Below are 16689 nucleotides of genomic sequence, written 5' to 3' on the forward strand. Positions count from 1 at the left end.
ACGCCGCGCAAATAGCTCGCCATGTCGAGCGCGCGGGCGCGGCGCAGGACCTGCTTGGGCGGCAGGCCGAAATCGCGCACCACCAGTCGCTCCAGCCGCCGGCGATCCACGCCGATCTCACGCGCGGCCTGGGCGATCGACATCGCCGGATCGATGAAGGCGATTTCCTCGAAACGCGCGGTGATCGGCTCCGGCTGGATATCGCGCAACGCGGCGACTCGTTCGCGAAACAATCCCTCGATTGCCTGAAGCTGCGCCTCCGGGTGATCGGACGCCTTGAACAGCGCCAGCAGCTGCGCTTCAGGCCAATACAAGGCCGGGGTCACCCGATCGACCAGTTGCGGCATGATCGGTCCGAGCAAAGGGGTGCAGGCGCTGGGCCGGTACGCCACGCCAACGCTCACGAAATCTCCGCTGAGGCGAACGGGCAGTATCTTCGTCTGCGGGCCCATGAACACGGCGCTGCGTTCCTGATGCGTCACGCCGTGAACGGTATCGACTTCGGCGTGGCCGCCCAAGTGGATACGGATTCCGGCGGCATCGGCAAACAAGCCGCAAGCAAGGGTCTGCCCCTCCGCAAGTCGCATCCGCGTCACGGACAGTCTGGCAAGCCAGGGGGCAAGGTCTGGAGCGGGCGCACGGTTATAAGACAAGGGTTGCCCCTCGCGGGTTGTGCCGAAAACAGGCACGACACGTGGATCGACCGCTGGCCGCGAAGTACGGATCATGCCTCCCTCATGATTGAGTGTTGCCCCTCATTATGGTTAGGGGAAATCGACTGGCTATTACAATTGTTTCACTAACGTAACCAAACAAACGGCACGTTTTTGTCTTTCCTGCCTGCCGCTTGCTCTGGGGCGGTAGGGCTGGCAAGCACCACGCATGAAACTAGACACTGAACTCGCGCTGGCCATGCGCCTCGCCGATGCCGCAGGCGCGGCGATCCGCCCGCACTTCCGCTCTGGCCTGGGGGCGGAGCGCAAGACCGACGCCTCGCCCGTCACCATCGCCGATCGCGCCGCCGAAGAGGCGATGCGCCGCATCCTCAAGGCCGAGGTGCCGCGCGATGGCATCATCGGCGAGGAGTTTGGCGAGGATGCCGCCAGCAACAATCGCACCTGGGTGCTGGACCCGATCGACGGCACCGTTTCGTTCCTGGGCGGTCGCCCGATCTTCGGCACGCTGATCGCGCTGCTGGTGGACGGCTGGCCGGTGCTGGGCGTGATCGACCAGCCGATCCTGGGCGAGCGCTGGGTGGGCGCCAGCGGCCGGGCGACCACGTTCAACGGCAAGGAGGTGCGCACACGCGCCTGCCCACAACTTGACCAGGCGATGCTGGCCACCACCGGCCCGCAATATTTCGACGATCATCAGGGCGAGCACTTCATGGCGCTGGCCGCCAAGACCGACCACAAACGCATGATGATGGGTGGGGACTGCTACAACTACGGCCTGCTGGCGAGCGGGCATCTCGATCTGATCTGCGAAGCCGGGCTGAAACTGCACGATTGGGCGGCGCTGGTTCCGATCGTCGAAGGCGCGGGCGGCACGATGTGTGACTGGAATGGGGAGCCGTTGCACCAGGGTTCGGGCGATCACGTGCTGGCGATCGGCGATCCGGCGCGGCTGGAGGATGTGATCGAGGCCATGGCCTGCCATCACTAGGGCGCATCGCATTCAGAAGATGACGCGCCGACACGCCCTAAGGCCGGCCGGGCCATTGACCCATAGCGGCGGCCCTGCCATCGGCCCGGGTCATGACCGCGAACAAACCCGGCGATCCCACCACGCTCAACCGCCTCTATGGCCGCGCCAAGGGCAAGACCCTGCGCGCAGGCCAGCAGGGTCTCGTCGACACGCTGCTACCGCGCATCGCGGTGCCGGACGAAGGCCCGGTCACGGCTGAGCGGCTGTTCGGATCACCGCGTCCGCTGCATTTCGAGATCGGCTTCGGCGGTGGGGAGCACATGGCCGGTCGGGCAGACATGCTGCCCGATCACGGCTTCATCGGCTGCGAGCCCTTCATCAACGGCGTCGCCCAGGCGCTGACCCATGTGGATGGCGATAATGGCGCGGGCACTCCGCTGGGCAATGTGCGCATCCATCACGGCGATGCGCTGGAAGTGCTGGCGCGCGTGCCGGATGCGTCGCTCTCTTTCCTGTACCTGCTGCATCCCGATCCCTGGCCCAAGGCGCGCCATGCCAAGCGGCGGATGATGAACGACGGGCCGGTGCGCATGTTCGCCGCCAAGCTGAAGCCCGGCGGCGAGTTCCGCTTCGGCACCGACCATCCGATCTACTTGCGCCACGCCCTGATGGTGATGCAGCGGCACACCGATACCTTCCAATGGCTATGCGAAAAGCCCGCCGATTTCCTCAACCGCCCCGGCGGCTGGCCCGAAACCCGCTATGAGGCGAAGGCGCGCAAGCTGGGGCATGAGGTGTGGTACTTTCGATACCGCCGTTCGTGACGAATGCAGGAGCGAGTGGCATGTAGGCCTGCGGTTTCAGGCTGCCGCCCACTCCGTTTTCAAAAGTGCGAACTGCATCGTATCGACATAGATCGGCTTTCCGGTTGCATCGTTTTCGAAGGAGATGAATTCCTTGAACAGGCCTTCCTGCCGCATGCCCAGGCGGGCGCACAACCGCTGTGAGGGCAGGTTGTCCGTCTCGACATAGGCATATACGCGCCGCACGTCGCGTTGCTGGAAAAGGTGACCGACGATCGCCTTCGCCGCTTCATGGGCCAGGCCCTGGCCCGCCAAATCGGGGTGGATCATCCAAGCGATCGAGAATGTGTCAGGCGGTTCGAGATGGCCGAAAACCTCGCCGATCACCCGGCCGCTGGGGTGATGCTCCAAGGCGTAGGTATCGGGTTCGCTGCTGCGCTTGATCGCGGCGGCGCGGGCGGCGGGCAGGTCATCCAGCCTCATCAACAGGAAGCAGCTGGCACCGGGCTGGTGCAGATAGCCGAGGAGATCTTGCGCATCATCCTCGCGAAAGGCGCGCAACGTCAGTCGGTCGGTATGGATGGCATCCACGGTCAATTCCTCTTCGGCGGCCACTGCGATGCAAGCCGCCACGCCCGATAGCCGGCCTTGCCGTGCAACAACAATAAGACACTGGCATTTGCCGAAATTATGTCTACCACTCCAATCGACATAATGTGGGGCAGGCATGGATTTCGGCGCAATCTTTGGTCAGTTTGATTTCACTGCGTTGCTGCCGTTCATCGCCGTCGGGTTCGCCGCGCAGCTGGTGGACGGTGCTTTGGGCATGGCGTTCGGCGTGATCACCAACACCATGCTGGTCGGCGTGCTGGGGGTGCCGCCGGCCCTGGCCTCGCAGCGGGTCCACCTGGTGGAATGCTTCACCACTGCCACCAGCGGCATCAGCCATCTTCTGCACGGCAATATCGACAAGAAGCTGTTCTTCAGCCTGCTGATCCCCGGCATGATCGGCGGCATACTGGGCGCGTACCTGCTGTCCTCGCTGGATGCGGGCGTGGTGAAGCCGTTCGTGCTACTATACCTTACCGCGATCGGCATCTGGCTGCTGGTACGCGGCCTGCTCTATCCGCCCAAGCTGCGCGAAGCCAAACTGATCGCGCCGCTCGGCCTCGTCGGTGGTTTCCTAGATGTGGCGGGCGGCGGGGGCTGGGGCCCGGTCGTCACCTCCAACCTGCTGATCCAGGGCGCGGACCCGCGCAAGGTGGTGGGCACGGTCAACTCGGTCGAGTTCTTCCTGACCGTGACCGTCTCGATCGCGTTCATCCTGCACATCGGCGTGGCGGACCTGGCCGGCGCAACCCTGGGTCTGCTGATCGGCGGAGTCATGGCGGCACCCATCGGGGCATGGGCGGCCAAGCGTATTCCGGTCAAGCCGATGCTGATCCTGGTCGGCGTGGTGCTCACCGCAACCAGCGCCTTCGGGATTTACAAAGCCTGGTTCTGAATGCGGGGGCTGCCGCCGAAATCAAGCGCGCCCCGTTTCCTGTCATCCCGCCGTCCCGTTCGTGTTCAGCGAAGTCGAGATACGCTGGCTTGGCGCTGCCGCGTCTCGAATTCGCTCGACACGAACGGTGAAGGGGGTGGGCTCAGCTAAACCTCACCCCACCACGCCTGACGCTGCCAGCACTGCGCTGGTCAGCACGTCGGGCGCGATCGCGGTCATCGGTACGACTTGCACGGGCTTTTCCATGCCGATCAGCATCGGGCCGATCGTGGTCGCCCCGCCGACTTCGCGCAGCAGCTTGGCCGAGATATTGGCCGATTGCAGCCCCGGCATGATCAGCACGTTCGCCGGCGCGGACAGGCGCGAGAACGGATAGAGCTTCATGATCTTGGGGTTGAGCGCGGCGTCCGGGGCCAGATCGCCTTCGTACTCGAAGTCCTGCGGCTCCTTGTCGAGGATGTGGACCGCCTCGCGCACCGTTTCCAGCCAGCGACCGGCGGGGTTGCCGAAAGTGGAGTACGAAAGGAACGCCACGCGCGGCTCATGGCCCAGGCGGCGGGCGACGGCGGCGGTCTCACGCGCGATCACCACCAGGTCGTCAGGGCCCGGACGCTCGTTGATCGTGGTGTCTGACATGAACACGGTGTGGTTCTTGGACACCAGCATGTGGATGCCGAAAGGCAGCGCGCCGGGCTTGGGGTCCAGCACCTGGCGCACTTCCTTGATGGACTGCGCGAAAGTGCGGGTCATGCCGGTGATCATGGCATCGCCCACGCCCAGCTTGAGCAGGCCCGAGGCGAAGACATTGCGATCCTGGTTGACCATGCGGCGCACGTCCCGCTCCAGGAAGCCGCGACGCTGCAGGCGCTCATACAGCATCTGCACCATCGGCTCGACGTGTTCGGAGACGGCGGAATTTTCGATCGTGTAGCTTTCCGGGTCGCCGACGCCCAGTTCCTTCATCTTGTCGAGCACGGCCTGGGTGCGACCGACCAGCACCGGCTCGCCATAGCCGAATTCACGGTATTGCACGGCGGCGCGCAGCACCACTTCGTCCTCGCCCTCGGCGAAGATCACGCGCTTGGGATCTTCCTTCACCTTGGCATAGACGTTGGTCAGCACCGAAGTGGTGGGGTTGAGGCGCGCCTTCAGGGCGTGACGGTAGGCGTCGAAATCCTCGATGTGCTTTTGCGCCACGCCGCTGTCCATCGCGGCCTTGGCGACGGCGGAGGACACGCGCTCCATCAGGCGCGGATCGAACGGCGCGGGGATGATATACTCGGGCCCGAACTGGTGGTTCTTGCCATAGGCGGCGGCCACTTCCTCCGGCACCTGCTCGCGCGCCAGCTCGGCGATCGCGCGGGCGGCGGCGATCTTCATCTCTTCGTTGATCGCGGTGGCGCGCACGTCCAGCGCGCCGCGGAAGATGAAGGGGAAACCCAGCACGTTGTTGACTTGGTTCGGAAAGTCCGAGCGGCCCGTGGCGATGATGGCATCGGGGCGCACGGCCTTCGCCTCGTCCGGCATGATCTCGGGCGTGGGATTGGCCATCGCGAAGATGATCGGGCTTTTGGCCATCTTCGCCACCCACTCGGGCTTCAGCGCTCCGGCGGCGGACAGGCCCAGGAAGATGTCCGCGCCCACCAGCGCTTCTTCCAGAGTGCGGGCCTGGGTGGGGATGGCGTGCGCGCTCTTCCACTGGTCCACGTCGGCGCGGCCGGGATAGATCGGGCCCGAACGATCGCAAACGGTCACGTTCTCGTGCGGCACGCCCATGCCCTTGATCAGCGCGGTGCAGGCCAGCGCGGATGCGCCGGCGCCGTTCACCACCATCCGCACGTCCTTCAGCTTGCGCCCGGTGATGAGGCAGGCGTTGATCACGCCCGCCGCCGCGATGATCGCGGTGCCGTGCTGGTCGTCATGCATGACGGGGATGTTCATCCGATCGCGCAGCGCCTGCTCGATGATGAAGCATTCCGGGGCCTTGATATCCTCAAGGTTGATGCCGCCGAAGCTGGGCTCCAGCAGGGCGACGGCGTTGATGAACGCCTCGGGGTCTTCGGTGTCGACTTCGAGATCGATGGAATCGACATCGGCGAAGCGCTTGAACAGTACCGCCTTGCCTTCCATCACCGGCTTGGAGGCCAGCGCGCCCAGGTTGCCCATGCCCAGGATGGCCGTGCCGTTGGAGATCACGGCGACCAGGTTGCCCTTGGCGGTATATTCGTAAGCGTCTGCGGGATTGTCGGCGATGGCCTGCACCGGCACGGCGACGCCCGGCGAATAGGCCAGCGAAAGGTCGCGCTGCGTCGTCATCGGCTTGCTGGCGATGATCTCGATCTTACCGGGGCGGATCGTCTGGTGATAGAACAGCGCTTCGCGGTCGGTGAACTGAACCCTGGTTTCGTCTGTCACGCCAAGTCTCCCGCTGTGGCGAAGCGCAGCCGCGATCCGGTGGCTGCATCTATCGGCCTGTATCTTTCGAGCTGCGCCCTAACCAAAGTTAGGCGTTCTTGGTAGGGGAAAGCTGCCCTGCGCCCGTTCCGAATCATGCAACTCGGCGCTAACCCGGCGCAACCATGGCCGATGCAGCTGCCCACACGCCGATGATGGCGCAATATCTCGCGCTGCGAGAAGAGGCGGGGGACTGCCTGCTGTTCTACCGCATGGGGGATTTCTTCGAGCTGTTCTTCGACGATGCGAAGACGGCGGCGGCGATCCTGGACATCTCGCTGACCAGCCGGGGCGAGCATAACGGCGCGCCGATCCCGATGTGCGGCGTGCCGGTGCACTCTTCGGAAGGGTATCTGGCGCGCCTGATCCGCGCAGGGTGCCGCGTCGCCATCGCCGAGCAGACCGAAAGCCCGGCGGAGGCCAAGAAGCGCGGAGGCTCCAAGGCGCTGGTGGCGCGGGACATCGTGCGCTTCGTGACGGCCGGCACCTTGACCGAGGAGGCGCTGCTCGAACCGCGCCGCGCCAATGTGCTGGCGGCGGTATGCGAAGTGCGCGGCATCGTCGGCATCGCCGCGTGCGACATCTCGACCGGGCGCATGGAGCTGGAGGAGTGCGCGCCAGACCGCATGGGCGCGGCGCTGGCGCGGCTGGGGGCAAGCGAACTGGTCTCGCCCGAGGATTGGGATGCGCCCGTCGATGCGATCCCGCGCCCCGCGCGCGATTTTTCCAGCGAGGGCGGAGAGACTCGGCTGAAGACGCTGCACGGCGTCGCCACGCTGGAAGGGTTCGGCATGTTCGGCCGCGCGATGCTGAGCGCGGCGGGCGGCCTGATCGCCTATCTGGAGCATGTCGGGCGCGGCAAGCTGCCGCTGCTGCTGCCCCCCGAAGCACGCGCCGGTGACACCGCGCTCGCCATGGACGAGGCGACGCGGGCGAGCCTGGAGATCCTGCAATCGGCGCAAGGCCAGCGCAAGGGCAGCCTGATCGACGCGATCGACCGCTGCGTCACCGGGGCGGGGGCACGCCAGCTGGCGGACGATCTTTCTGCTCCGCTGACCGACCGTGCGGCCATCGCCGAGCGGCTGGCTCTGGTCGGCTGGTGGCATGACGACGCCTTGCAGCGCGACGATGTGCGCGCGGCCTTGCGCGCGCTGCCCGATATCGGCCGTGCGCTGGGCCGGGTGGTGGCGGGGCGGGGCTCCCCGCGCGATCTGGGGCAATTGCGCGATGGCCTGGGCGGCGCGCGCGGCATTCATGAGCGGCTGGCGCGGCATCAGGATATGCCGGGTCTGCTCGCCCGGCTGCTGCCCGCTCTGGCGGGGCATGGCGAGCTGGTCGACTGGCTGAACCGCGCGCTGGTGGCCGCCCCGCCGACCGAGCGCGGGCAGGGCGGCTTCATCGCCGAGGGGTATGACGCCGCTCTGGACGAACTGCGCCGTACCTCCGGCAATGCCCGCCGCGCGATCGCCGCGCTGGAAGCCCGATACCGCGAAGAAACCGGCGTCGCCGCGCTGAAGATCAAGCACAACAACGTGCTGGGCTACTTCATCGAAGTGCCGCAGCGCCATGCCGACAAGCTGCTCCTGCCCGACAGCGGCTTCACGCACCGGCAGACGATGGCGGGGGCGATGCGCTTCAACGCGATGGCGCTGCATGAGGAAGCGAGCCGCATCGCCGAGGCGGGTGGGCATGCTCTGGCCGCGGAGGAATCGCACTTCGAGGAATTGGTGGCCGCCGTGGTGGCTGCGCGCAACGCCATCGCGGCGACGGCGGCGGCGCTGGCCCGCATCGACGTGGCGGCGGGCCAGGCCGAGCGCGCGGCGCAAGGCGGCTGGACCGCGCCCGAGATCGTCGACGCCACATGCCTGGAGATCGAGGGCGGACGGCACCCCGTGGTCGAAGCGGCGCTGGCGGCACAGGGCGAACGGTTCGTGGCCAACGATTGCAAGCTGGCGTCCTATGATCGGCTCTGGCTGATCGGCGGGCCGAACATGGGTGGCAAGTCCACGTTCCTGCGCCAGAACGCGCTGATCGTGCTGCTGGCGCAAGCCGGTGGTTTCGTGCCCGCGAGCCGGGCGCGCATCGGCCTGGTGGACCGTCTGTTCAGCCGCGTTGGGGCTTCGGACAATCTGGCCAAGGGCCGTTCCACCTTCATGGTCGAGATGGTGGAGACCGCTGCGATCCTGGCGCAGGCGACGGAGCGCAGCTTCGTGATCCTGGACGAAGTGGGGCGCGGCACCAGCACGTATGACGGGCTCGCGCTGGCCTGGGCGGTGGCGGAGGCGGTGCATGAGACCAACCGTTGCCGCTGTCTGTTCGCCACGCATTACCACGAACTGGCCCGGCTGGCCGAGACGTGCGACGCGCTCTCGCTCCACCACGTCCGCGCGCGCGAGTGGAAGGGCGATCTGGTGCTGCTGCACGAACTAGCGGAAGGCCCGGCGGACCGCAGCTATGGCCTGGCGGTGGCGCGGCTGGCGGGGGTGCCGGCCAAAGTGGTCAGCCGCGCCAAGTCTGTGCTGGACAAGCTGGAGAAGGGCCGCGCGCAAACCGGGGGACTGGCGGCGGGGCTGGGCGACCTGCCGCTGTTCGCCGCCGCAGAAGCCGCGCGCGAGGAAGCCTGCGACACCATGCGCGATCGCATCAACGCGATCGACGCCGACGCCCTCACCCCGCGCGAGGCGCTGGAACTGATCTACGATCTGAAGCGCGAAGCAGGCACGGAGAATTAACGGTCTATAGCCTAGACGTCCCTGATCCGTTCGTGTCGAGCGCGGTCAAGGCATGCTGGCGTCGCGCTATTGTGTCTCGACTTCGCTCGACACGAACGGCTCTGAGAAAGTTGCCGCTGATGATCTCCACGCTTGGTCCATCGATCCGCACCGTGTTTCGCAGTCGCTGGCGGGCGCTGTGGTGGTCGGCGGGCGTGCTGGTGACGGCGTATTGCCTGGTCCCGTCACCCGATGAAGACGATGCCAAGCCCACCGCGCAGGCCCAGCATCATGCGAAGAGCCCCTGGGACAAGGACAGCGCGAACTAGGGCGTATTCCTGGGGCTCAGGCCTCCAGCTCGACATCCCAATAGAGCCAGTCCCGCCAGGTTTCGTGCAGGTGATTGGGGGGAAACGCACGGCCGCGTTCCTGCAATTGCCAGCTAGTGGGGCGGATCGGCTGGACGATCGGCGGCATCTTCGCCTGCTTGGGCGTGCGCCCGCCCTTCTTCATGTTGCAGGGCGCGCAGGCGGTGAGGATATTCTCCCAGCTGGTGCGCCCGCCAAGCCGCCGGGGCACCACATGGTCGAACGTCAGATGCTGCGGACTGCCGCAATACTGGCAGCTGAAACGATCGCGCAGGAATACGTTGAAGCGCGTGAAGGCGGGGAATTCGGAAGGCTTCACATATTGGCGCAGTGCGATCACCGAGGGGATCTGCATCGTCCAGCTAGGCGAATGCACCGCCCGGTCATAGACGCTGACCACGTCCACCCGCTCCAGCACGATCGCCTTGATCGCGGTCTGCCACGGCCACAAGCTGAGGGGGTAGTAGGAAAGCGGCGTGTAGTCCGCATTCAGAACCAATGCCGGACAGTCCGCAAGACTGCGGGAGGGATCCTCCTCCGCGCTGCGGAACCGGGCCGCGCGCTCGATCAGCTCCGACTTGAGCATGGCCTCCTGTCGCAGGCCGTCATTGCGGTTTGATGGCAAGGCATTGCATGATTGCAGCAGGTGTGTGCCGGGGCGTCAAGTTCCGGTTGAGGGAAGGTTGGCGGGAAATCCACAGCTCGATCTTCTGGGCTCGTGCGGAGACGCGAAGAAGGAAGGGGTGGTTCGAGGCTTCGCGCCGTCGCGTGAACCGTCTTGCGAACCTTCCCCCACCCCGCCACACCAACCAACCAGATGATCCGAACCCGCTTTGCCCCCAGTCCCAATGGCCCGCTGCACCTGGGCCATGCTTATGCCGCGATCGTCGCGCATGATCTGGCGCGATCGCGTGGCGGCACGTTCGAGGTGCGGATCGAGGACATCGATGGCGAGCGTAGCCGGCCCGAGTTCATCGCCGGCTCGCTGGCCGATCTCGCCTGGCTTGGGCTGTCCTGGGATGGTGAGCCGGTGTTCCAGTCCCACCGTCTTGCCAGCTATGTCGGGGCCGCAGAGCGTCTGAAGGCGATGGGCCTGCTCTACCCCTGCCGCTGTACCCGTGCCGAGATCGCGGCGGCGGCGACCGAGGTCGGCCCGGACGGCCCGCTCTACTCCGGCACCTGCCGCCACCTCCCGGACAATAAGCGCGCAATCGACCCGCAAGGCGCGGCGTGGCGGATCGACATGGCGGCGGCGGTCTCGCTGGCCGTGCCGCTGGAGTGGGTGGACGAACTGGCCGGCCCGCAGCGCGCCACGCCCGAAATCTTTGGCGACGTGGTGCTTTTGCGCAAGGACCTGCCCGCCAGCTATCACCTTGCCGCCACGCTGGACGACGCGGTGGACGGCATCACGCTGGTCACGCGCGGGATGGACTTGTTCGCCGCCAGCCATGTCCACCGGTTGTTGCAGGCGCTGCTTGGCCTGCCGGTGCCCACTTGGCATCACCACGCGGTGCTGCTGGAGCCCGATGGCCGCAAGCTGGCCAAGCGGCGCGGCGCGCCCTCGCTCAGCGATCGGCGGCTGGCAGGAGAGGACGGCCCGGCGCTGGCCGCTGCCCTTCGGGACGGGCGCTTGCCCGCTGGTATTTCCCTGTCCTCAGGCCTACATATAGCGGCATGAGCTACATCCTTATCCCTTTGATCGTCGTGCTGATGGTCATGGTTGTCGTCAGCCTCGTGCGGGGCATCGTCGCCTTCATGCAGAGCACCAAGATGGACCTGGAGGGCGATCCCAACGCCACGGGAGCCACGCCGGCCCAGATGATGCAGAACAAGATGATGTTCAACCGCATCAAGTATCAGGCCGCCGCCGTCGTGGTGGTGGCGTTGCTGATGGCAATGTCGAAGTAATCCGGCCGCACCTGACTTGGTCAAGTTGAACCGGATTTACACGCGCACGGGCGACGATGGCACCACCGGCCTCGTCGACGGATCGCGCGTGGCCAAGCACGACGCGCGCATGGCCGCGATCGGTGCGGTGGACGAAGCCAATAGCGCGATCGGCCTTGCCGTCTGCGGGTTGACCGGGTCGCCCCATGCCACGGCGCTCACCCGCATTCAAAACGATCTGTTCGATCTGGGCGCCGATCTTGCGACACCGGGCGAGGATTTCGCGCCGGGCGAGATGACCTTGCGGATCGTCCAAAGCCAGGTCGACTGGCTGGAGCAGCAGATCGACGCGCTGAACGAAGGGCTTGAGCCGCTGCGCAGCTTCATCCTGCCCGGCGGCAGCGAAGCGGCGGCGCGCATTCACATAGCCCGTGCCGTCACCCGCCATGCCGAGCGGGCGGCGACCAAGGCAGCGGCGGAACAGCCGCTCAACCCCGCCGCGCTGGCTTACGTAAACCGGCTGAGCGATTATCTGTTCGTCCTGGCCCGCGCGGTCAACGCGGCGGCGGGCGGCGATGTGTTGTGGGTGCCGGGGGCCAATCGGTAGGGGTTTGTCCCCCCGTCAACTATCCGAACCATAGTTGCGTCCGCTGCCAATCCCGCTAGTCATCCCGCACCGCAGCATGGGAGAATTGGCAATGCAGACAGTCGGCATCATCGGGGCAGGCATCATGGGCGCAGGGATAGCCCAGACCGTCGCCAGCAAGGGCATGGACGTGATCCTGTCCGACGTCTCGGTCGAACTGGCAGAGAAGGGCAAGGCCGGCATCGCCAAGGGCTTGTCCAAGCTGGTCGCGAAAGAGAAGCTGATGCAAGCGGATGCTGACGCGCTGCTGGCCCGCATCACCCCCGTGGGCGACTATGCCACGATGACGAAGGCTGATCTGATCATCGAAGCCGCGACCGAGCGCGAGGATATCAAGGCCAAGATCTTCGAGGCGGCGGGCAAGGTGCTTGGCCCCAACGCGATCCTGGCATCCAATACCAGCTCCATCCCGATCACGCGCATGGCGGCCGGTTCGCCCGATCCGACGCGGTTCTGCGGGCTGCACTTCTTCAATCCCGTACCGGTGATGGGCCTGGTCGAGGTGATCCCCGGCCTCGCCACGTCGCAGGATACCATCGACAAGATGAAGGCATTCGGCGAAGCGCTGGGCAAGACCGTGGTGATCGCGGGCGATGCGCCGGGCTTCGTGGTCAACCGCATCCTGTGCCCGATGCTGAACGAGGCGATCTTCGTGCTGGGTGAGGGGCTGGCCTCGGTCGAGGATATCGACGCGGGCTGCAAGATCGGCCTGAACCACCCGATGGGTCCGCTGACGCTGTGCGATTTCGTCGGCCTTGATACGCTTTACGAGATCATGAAGGTGTTCCACGCCACCACCGGCGATCCCAAGTACCGGCCCGCGCCGCTGCTGCAGAAGTATGTCGAGGCCGGCTGGTATGGCCGCAAGTCCGGCAAGGGGTTCTACGACTACTCGGGCGAAAAGCCTGTCCCCTCACGCTAGGGCACGCGGAACCCGATCCTTCACCCGACGGTTGTGCGGGTGAAGGAGAATTTCGATGATGAATCAGGAACGCGACCTCTCGCGCGAGGATATCACGCCCGAGCAGGAGGACGAGGACACCCAGGCGCAGACCGTGGCCGACGAAGCGATGGACGGCGTGGACGAGCGTTCCCCGTTGGACAGCGTCAAGGACGATAGCGGCCTGGAAGACGGGGATGCGCCCGACTTGATCGACCGCATGAAGCAGATGGAATCCAGCGGCAATATCGACATGGCCGCGTTCGATGGCGAAGAGACCATGGACGACCTGGAAAACCGGTATGGCTCACGCAATGCCGCCGATGAAGAGTTCGCCGGCGACGACAGCTGAGTTCTCCCCGGTTCGAAACATAAGGAAGGCCCTCTTGCTACGGCGAGAGGGCTTTTTTTGTGCCTCCATGCCCAGCCCGGTTTGGGGGTCAATGCACCGTCCGTGGCGCGCCCTCGTCACCTTCCAGCCGATCCACCGTCGCCGTCACCGCCACGTCCATGCTGACGTTGCCCAGTGTGCGCATCAGGTCGGGCAGCATCTCCACCGCCACCAATAGCGCCAGAGGCTCCACCGGCACGCCCATCGCGATCGCCACGGGGCCGCAGGATGTGACGAAGCTGATCGCGCCCGGTAAAGATACCGCGCCCATCGTCGTCGCAAAGGCGGTCAGGATGCCGGACGCCAGCACCAGCGGCGTCAGCGTCACCCCGGTCAAGTGCGCGGCATAGATGGCGACGGCCATGTTCATCGCCGGGCCGGTGGGGCGGAACAGCGCGACCGCGAGCGGCAGCACGAATTCTCCGGTCCGCTCGCGCACGCCCAGATTGCGGCAGGAGACCAGCATCGCGGGCAGGCTGGCCAGCGAGGACTGGGTGGAGAACGCTACCGTCTGCGCCGGCAGCATCGCGCGGGCGTAGGCAAGCGGGCTGCGCTTGGCACCGAATACCGCCAGCAGGTAGGCCCCGATAAGAATCACGCCGCCCACTGCCGCGACGATCGAGACATAATGGGCCAGCGCGCCGATCGCCGCGCCGCCGCTGCCGGCCGCCACGCTGAAGGCCAGGCCGAAGACGCCGATCGGCGCAACCGCCAGAACCCAGCCGATCACCACCATCATCGCGCCTGCGATCCCCTCGAACAGGGAGGCCAGGGTCTGGCGCGGACCGTCCGCCAGACGCGTGGAGGCCAGCGCGAACAGCGCGAAGAACACGATCACCGGCAGCATCGCGTTGTCCCCGGCCGCCGACACGATGTTGGAGGGGATAAGGCCGGTCAGAAAATCGCCGATGCCGGGCACGGGGCCGGGGTCAGCGCTTTGTGCGCCGATCGCGCGCGCAGCATCTGCGGGCACGGGGAACAGGCTTAGCAGCAGCGGGGTCAGCAGACCGCCCAGAATGGCGCTGAACGCCAGGATGCCGAAGATCAGCCCCAGCGTGCGCCGCGCCATCGGACCGGCGCGTGCCGCCGCCACGGTATCGACCACGCCGTTGAACAGCAGCGCCGCCACCAGCGGCAGGATCGTCATCGTCAGGCCCTGCAGCCACAGCTTGCCCACGGGACCCGCCACGGCGAGCAGAGGCCCGGATATCGCGGTCCCACTCAGCAACCAGCCCAGGGCGATACCCAGCGCCAAGCCCAGAAAGGTCCAGCCGGCCGGAACCGTGATCGGGGGCATGCGTGTGGCGCTGTTGTCAGCGGTTTCTGGCGTCATAGCCCTCCTGAACGCACCAAACGGCCCCTATGCTGCCACCCACGTGCGGGCGTATCGCCAAAAACCGGTTCGCGTGATCCGGGACAATGCTTTAGCACCCGATGACGACATCGCAATTCCGCGGCAATCGCATGGTAAGCATCGCCGGGTTAGGGACGAGGCATGAGCAAGGAATTCTTCGGCACTGACGGCATCCGTGGCCGCACCAACGCTGGCGTGATGACCGCCGCCACCGCGATGAAGGTCGGCCAGGCGGCGGGCACGCGCTTTCTGCGCGGCAGCCATCGCCACCGCGTGGTGATCGGCAAGGACACGCGCCTGTCCGGCTACATGCTGGAAAACGCGATGGTGGCAGGTTTCACCAGCGTGGGCATGGACGTCGTGCTGCTGGGGCCGATGCCCACACCCGCGGTCGCGCTGCTGACGCAGGAACTGCGCGCGGACGTGGGCGTGATGATCTCTGCCAGCCACAATCCGTATGAGGACAACGGCATCAAGCTGTTCGGCCCCGATGGCTTCAAGCTCTCCGATGCAGACGAACTGGCGATCGAGGCGATGCTCTCGCAGGACCTGGGGCTTGCCGCCTCGGACGAGATCGGCCGGGCCCGCCGGATCGAGGATGCGCGCGGGCGCTATATCCACGCGGTCAAGGGCTCGCTCGCCAAGGAGATCCGGCTCGATGGGCTGAAGATCGCCGTCGATTGCGCGAACGGCGCGGCCTATCAGGTGGCCCCGTCCGCCTTCTGGGAACTGGGCGCGGAAGTGGTGACGCTGGGCGTCAGCCCCAACGGCAAGAACATCAATCTCAATTGCGGCTCAACCCATGTCGGCGCCTTGCAGGAGACGGTGGTCTCCTCCGGCGCGGATATCGGCATCGCGCTGGATGGCGATGCCGATCGCCTGATCGTGGTGGATGAAAAGGGCAAGGTCGTCGATGGCGACCAGATCATGGCGCTGATCGGCAGCGAATGGGCGCGGCAGGGCCGGCTGGCCGGCGGCGGCGTGGTGGCCACGGTGATGTCGAACCTGGGACTGGAGCGCTTCCTCAAGGGGCAGGGCCTGGACCTGGTGCGCACCGCCGTGGGCGATCGCCATGTGCTGGAGGCGATGCGCAAAGGTGGATACAACGTCGGCGGCGAGCAATCGGGCCACATGATCCTGCTCGATCACGCGACCACCGGAGACGGCACCGTGGCGGCGCTGCAAGTGCTGGCGGCGCTGGTCCAGTCCGGCAAGCGGGCGAGCGAGCTGCTGCATCTGTTCGATCCGGTGCCGCAGCTGCTGCGCAACGTGCGCTTTGGCGGCGGCAAGCCGCTGGAGGCAGACAGCGTGAAGGCGGTGATCGCCGATGCCGAGGCTTCGCTGAACGGCAGGGGCCGCCTGGTCATCCGGCCTTCGGGCACCGAGCCAGTCATCCGCGTGATGGCGGAGGGTGATGATGCCGGTGAGGTCGAGGCGGTGGTCGCCTCGATCTGCGCCGCGGTGGAAAAGGCGGCGGCCTGACATGCTGGAAATGCGTCCCGATTGCGAGCGTTGCGGCACCGACCTTCCCGCCCAGGCGCCCGGTGCGTTCATCTGCAGCTTCGAATGCACCTTTTGCGCCGAGTGTGCCGAAGCGCTGGACGACCTGTGTCCCAATTGCGGCGGCGAACTGGTCGACCGGCCGACGCGATCGAAGAAGGCACAGGTGAAGAGCCCACCTTCGAACGAGCGCCAGTTTCGGGGCTAGGTCCCGAGCGCATTTCCCCGTTCGTGTTGAGCGAAGTCGAGACACCTTTTACGCCACATCAGCAGTCTCGACTTCGCTCGACACGAACGGGTAGGAGAAGCGCATGATCTCGCCCGCCAAGCCGCCCCGCATCCTCTCCATTGCCGGCTCCGATAGCTCGGGCGGTGCGGGCATCCAGGCGGACATCAAGACGATCACCATGCTGGGCGGCTTCGCGATGACCGCGATCACCGCCATCACCGCGCAGAATTCGCTGGGCGTGACCGGCGTGGAAGC

18 protein-coding genes are annotated in these 16689 nt (G+C 66.1%); 13 read left to right on the forward strand and 5 right to left on the reverse strand.

From position 1 onward, the window contains the following. Window positions 1-728 (reverse strand): AraC family transcriptional regulator (locus ACHWRX_RS10120; protein ID WP_394659100.1); only part of this gene is annotated, 728 nt, incomplete at its 3' end. 154 nt (window positions 729-882) lie between these two features. Here ACHWRX_RS10120 and hisN point away from each other — a divergent pair. Together hisN and ACHWRX_RS10130 are read left to right on the forward strand one after the other, a co-directional pair. Next, window positions 883-1665 (forward strand): histidinol-phosphatase, encoded by a 783-nt coding sequence (hisN, locus tag ACHWRX_RS10125; protein WP_183615779.1) that lies wholly within the window; start codon window positions 883-885, stop codon window positions 1663-1665. A gap of 92 nt (window positions 1666-1757) precedes the next feature. Next, window positions 1758-2471: a tRNA (guanine(46)-N(7))-methyltransferase TrmB gene (locus ACHWRX_RS10130; RefSeq protein ID WP_394659101.1), complete on the forward strand. Its 714-nt coding sequence runs from the start codon at window positions 1758-1760 to the stop codon at window positions 2469-2471. Between the two features lie 36 nt (window positions 2472-2507). Here the strand turns inward: ACHWRX_RS10130 and ACHWRX_RS10135 are convergent, their stop codons facing one another. Beyond that, window positions 2508-3083, reverse strand: coding sequence for a GNAT family N-acetyltransferase (locus ACHWRX_RS10135; protein WP_394659102.1), 576 nt, complete (start codon window positions 3081-3083; stop codon window positions 2508-2510). 94 nt (window positions 3084-3177) lie between these two features. Here ACHWRX_RS10135 and ACHWRX_RS10140 point away from each other — a divergent pair, with 94 nt between their 5' ends. Further along, window positions 3178-3954: a sulfite exporter TauE/SafE family protein gene (locus tag ACHWRX_RS10140; RefSeq protein WP_394659103.1), complete on the forward strand. Its 777-nt coding sequence runs from the start codon at window positions 3178-3180 to the stop codon at window positions 3952-3954. A gap of 153 nt (window positions 3955-4107) precedes the next feature. On the opposite strand, the gene ACHWRX_RS10145 is transcribed toward ACHWRX_RS10140, so the two are convergent. Beyond that, window positions 4108-6369: an NADP-dependent malic enzyme gene (locus tag ACHWRX_RS10145; RefSeq protein WP_394659104.1), complete on the reverse strand. Its 2262-nt coding sequence runs from the start codon at window positions 6367-6369 to the stop codon at window positions 4108-4110. A 191-nt stretch (window positions 6370-6560) separates the two neighbouring features. On the opposite strand from ACHWRX_RS10145, the gene mutS reads away from it, so the two are divergent. Both mutS and ACHWRX_RS10155 read left to right on the forward strand, forming a co-directional pair. Next, complete coding sequence (gene mutS / locus ACHWRX_RS10150; protein ID WP_394659111.1) at window positions 6561-9140, forward strand: DNA mismatch repair protein MutS; 2580 nt, start codon at window positions 6561-6563, stop codon at window positions 9138-9140. Window positions 9141-9259: 119 nt separating this feature from the next. Further along, the gene (locus ACHWRX_RS10155) at window positions 9260-9448 is read left to right on the forward strand and encodes a hypothetical protein (RefSeq protein WP_288416026.1); all 189 of its coding nucleotides are present in this window, start codon (window positions 9260-9262) and stop codon (window positions 9446-9448) included. 16 nt (window positions 9449-9464) lie between these two features. Here the strand turns inward: ACHWRX_RS10155 and ACHWRX_RS10160 are convergent, their stop codons facing one another. Continuing rightward, window positions 9465-10073 carry an HNH endonuclease gene (locus tag ACHWRX_RS10160; RefSeq protein ID WP_058737392.1) on the reverse strand — a complete coding sequence of 203 codons (609 nt, stop codon included), beginning with the start codon at window positions 10071-10073 and terminating at the stop codon, window positions 9465-9467. A gap of 231 nt (window positions 10074-10304) precedes the next feature. Here ACHWRX_RS10160 and gluQRS point away from each other — a divergent pair, with 231 nt between their 5' ends. From gluQRS to ACHWRX_RS10185, 5 genes are all read left to right on the forward strand, one after another. Beyond that, on the forward strand, window positions 10305-11165 hold the full coding sequence (gene gluQRS, locus ACHWRX_RS10165; RefSeq protein ID WP_394659105.1) for a tRNA glutamyl-Q(34) synthetase GluQRS: 861 nt from the start codon (window positions 10305-10307) through the stop codon (window positions 11163-11165). Continuing rightward, window positions 11162-11395 (forward strand): HIG1 domain-containing protein, encoded by a 234-nt coding sequence (locus ACHWRX_RS10170; protein WP_183615785.1) that lies wholly within the window; start codon window positions 11162-11164, stop codon window positions 11393-11395. Before gluQRS ends, ACHWRX_RS10170 begins: the two co-directional genes overlap by 4 nt. Before the next feature lie 16 nt (window positions 11396-11411). Then, the gene (locus ACHWRX_RS10175; RefSeq protein ID WP_394659106.1) at window positions 11412-11981 is read left to right on the forward strand and encodes a cob(I)yrinic acid a,c-diamide adenosyltransferase; all 570 of its coding nucleotides are present in this window, start codon (window positions 11412-11414) and stop codon (window positions 11979-11981) included. Window positions 11982-12072: 91 nt separating this feature from the next. After that, a complete protein-coding gene (locus tag ACHWRX_RS10180; protein ID WP_394659107.1) occupies window positions 12073-12942 on the forward strand; it encodes a 3-hydroxyacyl-CoA dehydrogenase family protein in 870 nt (289 codons plus the stop codon). 55 nt (window positions 12943-12997) lie between these two features. Beyond that, complete coding sequence (locus ACHWRX_RS10185; protein WP_394659108.1) at window positions 12998-13312, forward strand: hypothetical protein; 315 nt, start codon at window positions 12998-13000, stop codon at window positions 13310-13312. An 88-nt stretch (window positions 13313-13400) separates the two neighbouring features. Here the strand turns inward: ACHWRX_RS10185 and ACHWRX_RS10190 are convergent, their stop codons facing one another. Continuing rightward, window positions 13401-14684: a dicarboxylate/amino acid:cation symporter gene (locus tag ACHWRX_RS10190; protein ID WP_394659109.1), complete on the reverse strand. Its 1284-nt coding sequence runs from the start codon at window positions 14682-14684 to the stop codon at window positions 13401-13403. A gap of 162 nt (window positions 14685-14846) precedes the next feature. On the opposite strand from ACHWRX_RS10190, the gene glmM reads away from it, so the two are divergent. The 3 genes from glmM to ACHWRX_RS10205 all read left to right on the forward strand — a co-directional run. Beyond that, window positions 14847-16187: a phosphoglucosamine mutase gene (gene glmM / locus ACHWRX_RS10195; protein ID WP_394659110.1), complete on the forward strand. Its 1341-nt coding sequence runs from the start codon at window positions 14847-14849 to the stop codon at window positions 16185-16187. Window position 16188: 1 nt separating this feature from the next. Beyond that, a complete protein-coding gene (locus ACHWRX_RS10200) occupies window positions 16189-16413 on the forward strand; it encodes a DUF1272 domain-containing protein (protein ID WP_183615791.1) in 225 nt (74 codons plus the stop codon). A gap of 103 nt (window positions 16414-16516) precedes the next feature. Beyond that, window positions 16517-16689, forward strand: a 173-nt coding sequence (locus ACHWRX_RS10205) for a bifunctional hydroxymethylpyrimidine kinase/phosphomethylpyrimidine kinase (protein WP_394659112.1), incomplete at its 3' end; no start/stop codon positions are given.

Origin of the sequence: uncultured Novosphingobium sp., from assembly GCF_964277725.1 — a bacterium.
In the GTDB taxonomy this organism is placed as follows: Bacteria; Pseudomonadota; Alphaproteobacteria; order Sphingomonadales; family Sphingomonadaceae; genus Novosphingobium; species Novosphingobium fluoreni.

Excerpts from the sequence above, each read along its gene's own strand:
- hisN (WP_183615779.1), top strand. The coding sequence starts at position 883 with ATGAAACTAGACACTGAACTCGCGCTGGCCATGCGCCTCGCCGATGCC.
- ACHWRX_RS10130 (WP_394659101.1), top strand. The coding sequence starts at position 1,758 with ATGACCGCGAACAAACCCGGCGATCCCACCACGCTCAACCGCCTCTAT.
- ACHWRX_RS10140 (WP_394659103.1), top strand. The coding sequence starts at position 3,178 with ATGGATTTCGGCGCAATCTTTGGTCAGTTTGATTTCACTGCGTTGCTG.
- mutS (WP_394659111.1), top strand. The coding sequence starts at position 6,561 with ATGATGGCGCAATATCTCGCGCTGCGAGAAGAGGCGGGGGACTGCCTG.
- ACHWRX_RS10155 (WP_288416026.1), top strand. The coding sequence starts at position 9,260 with ATGATCTCCACGCTTGGTCCATCGATCCGCACCGTGTTTCGCAGTCGC.
- ACHWRX_RS10160 (WP_058737392.1), bottom strand. The coding sequence starts at position 10,073 with ATGCTCAAGTCGGAGCTGATCGAGCGCGCGGCCCGGTTCCGCAGCGCG.
- gluQRS (WP_394659105.1), top strand. The coding sequence starts at position 10,305 with ATGATCCGAACCCGCTTTGCCCCCAGTCCCAATGGCCCGCTGCACCTG.
- ACHWRX_RS10170 (WP_183615785.1), top strand. The coding sequence starts at position 11,162 with ATGAGCTACATCCTTATCCCTTTGATCGTCGTGCTGATGGTCATGGTT.
- ACHWRX_RS10180 (WP_394659107.1), top strand. The coding sequence starts at position 12,073 with ATGCAGACAGTCGGCATCATCGGGGCAGGCATCATGGGCGCAGGGATA.
- ACHWRX_RS10185 (WP_394659108.1), top strand. The coding sequence starts at position 12,998 with ATGATGAATCAGGAACGCGACCTCTCGCGCGAGGATATCACGCCCGAG.
- ACHWRX_RS10190 (WP_394659109.1), bottom strand. The coding sequence starts at position 14,684 with ATGACGCCAGAAACCGCTGACAACAGCGCCACACGCATGCCCCCGATC.
- glmM (WP_394659110.1), top strand. The coding sequence starts at position 14,847 with ATGAGCAAGGAATTCTTCGGCACTGACGGCATCCGTGGCCGCACCAAC.
- ACHWRX_RS10200 (WP_183615791.1), top strand. The coding sequence starts at position 16,189 with ATGCTGGAAATGCGTCCCGATTGCGAGCGTTGCGGCACCGACCTTCCC.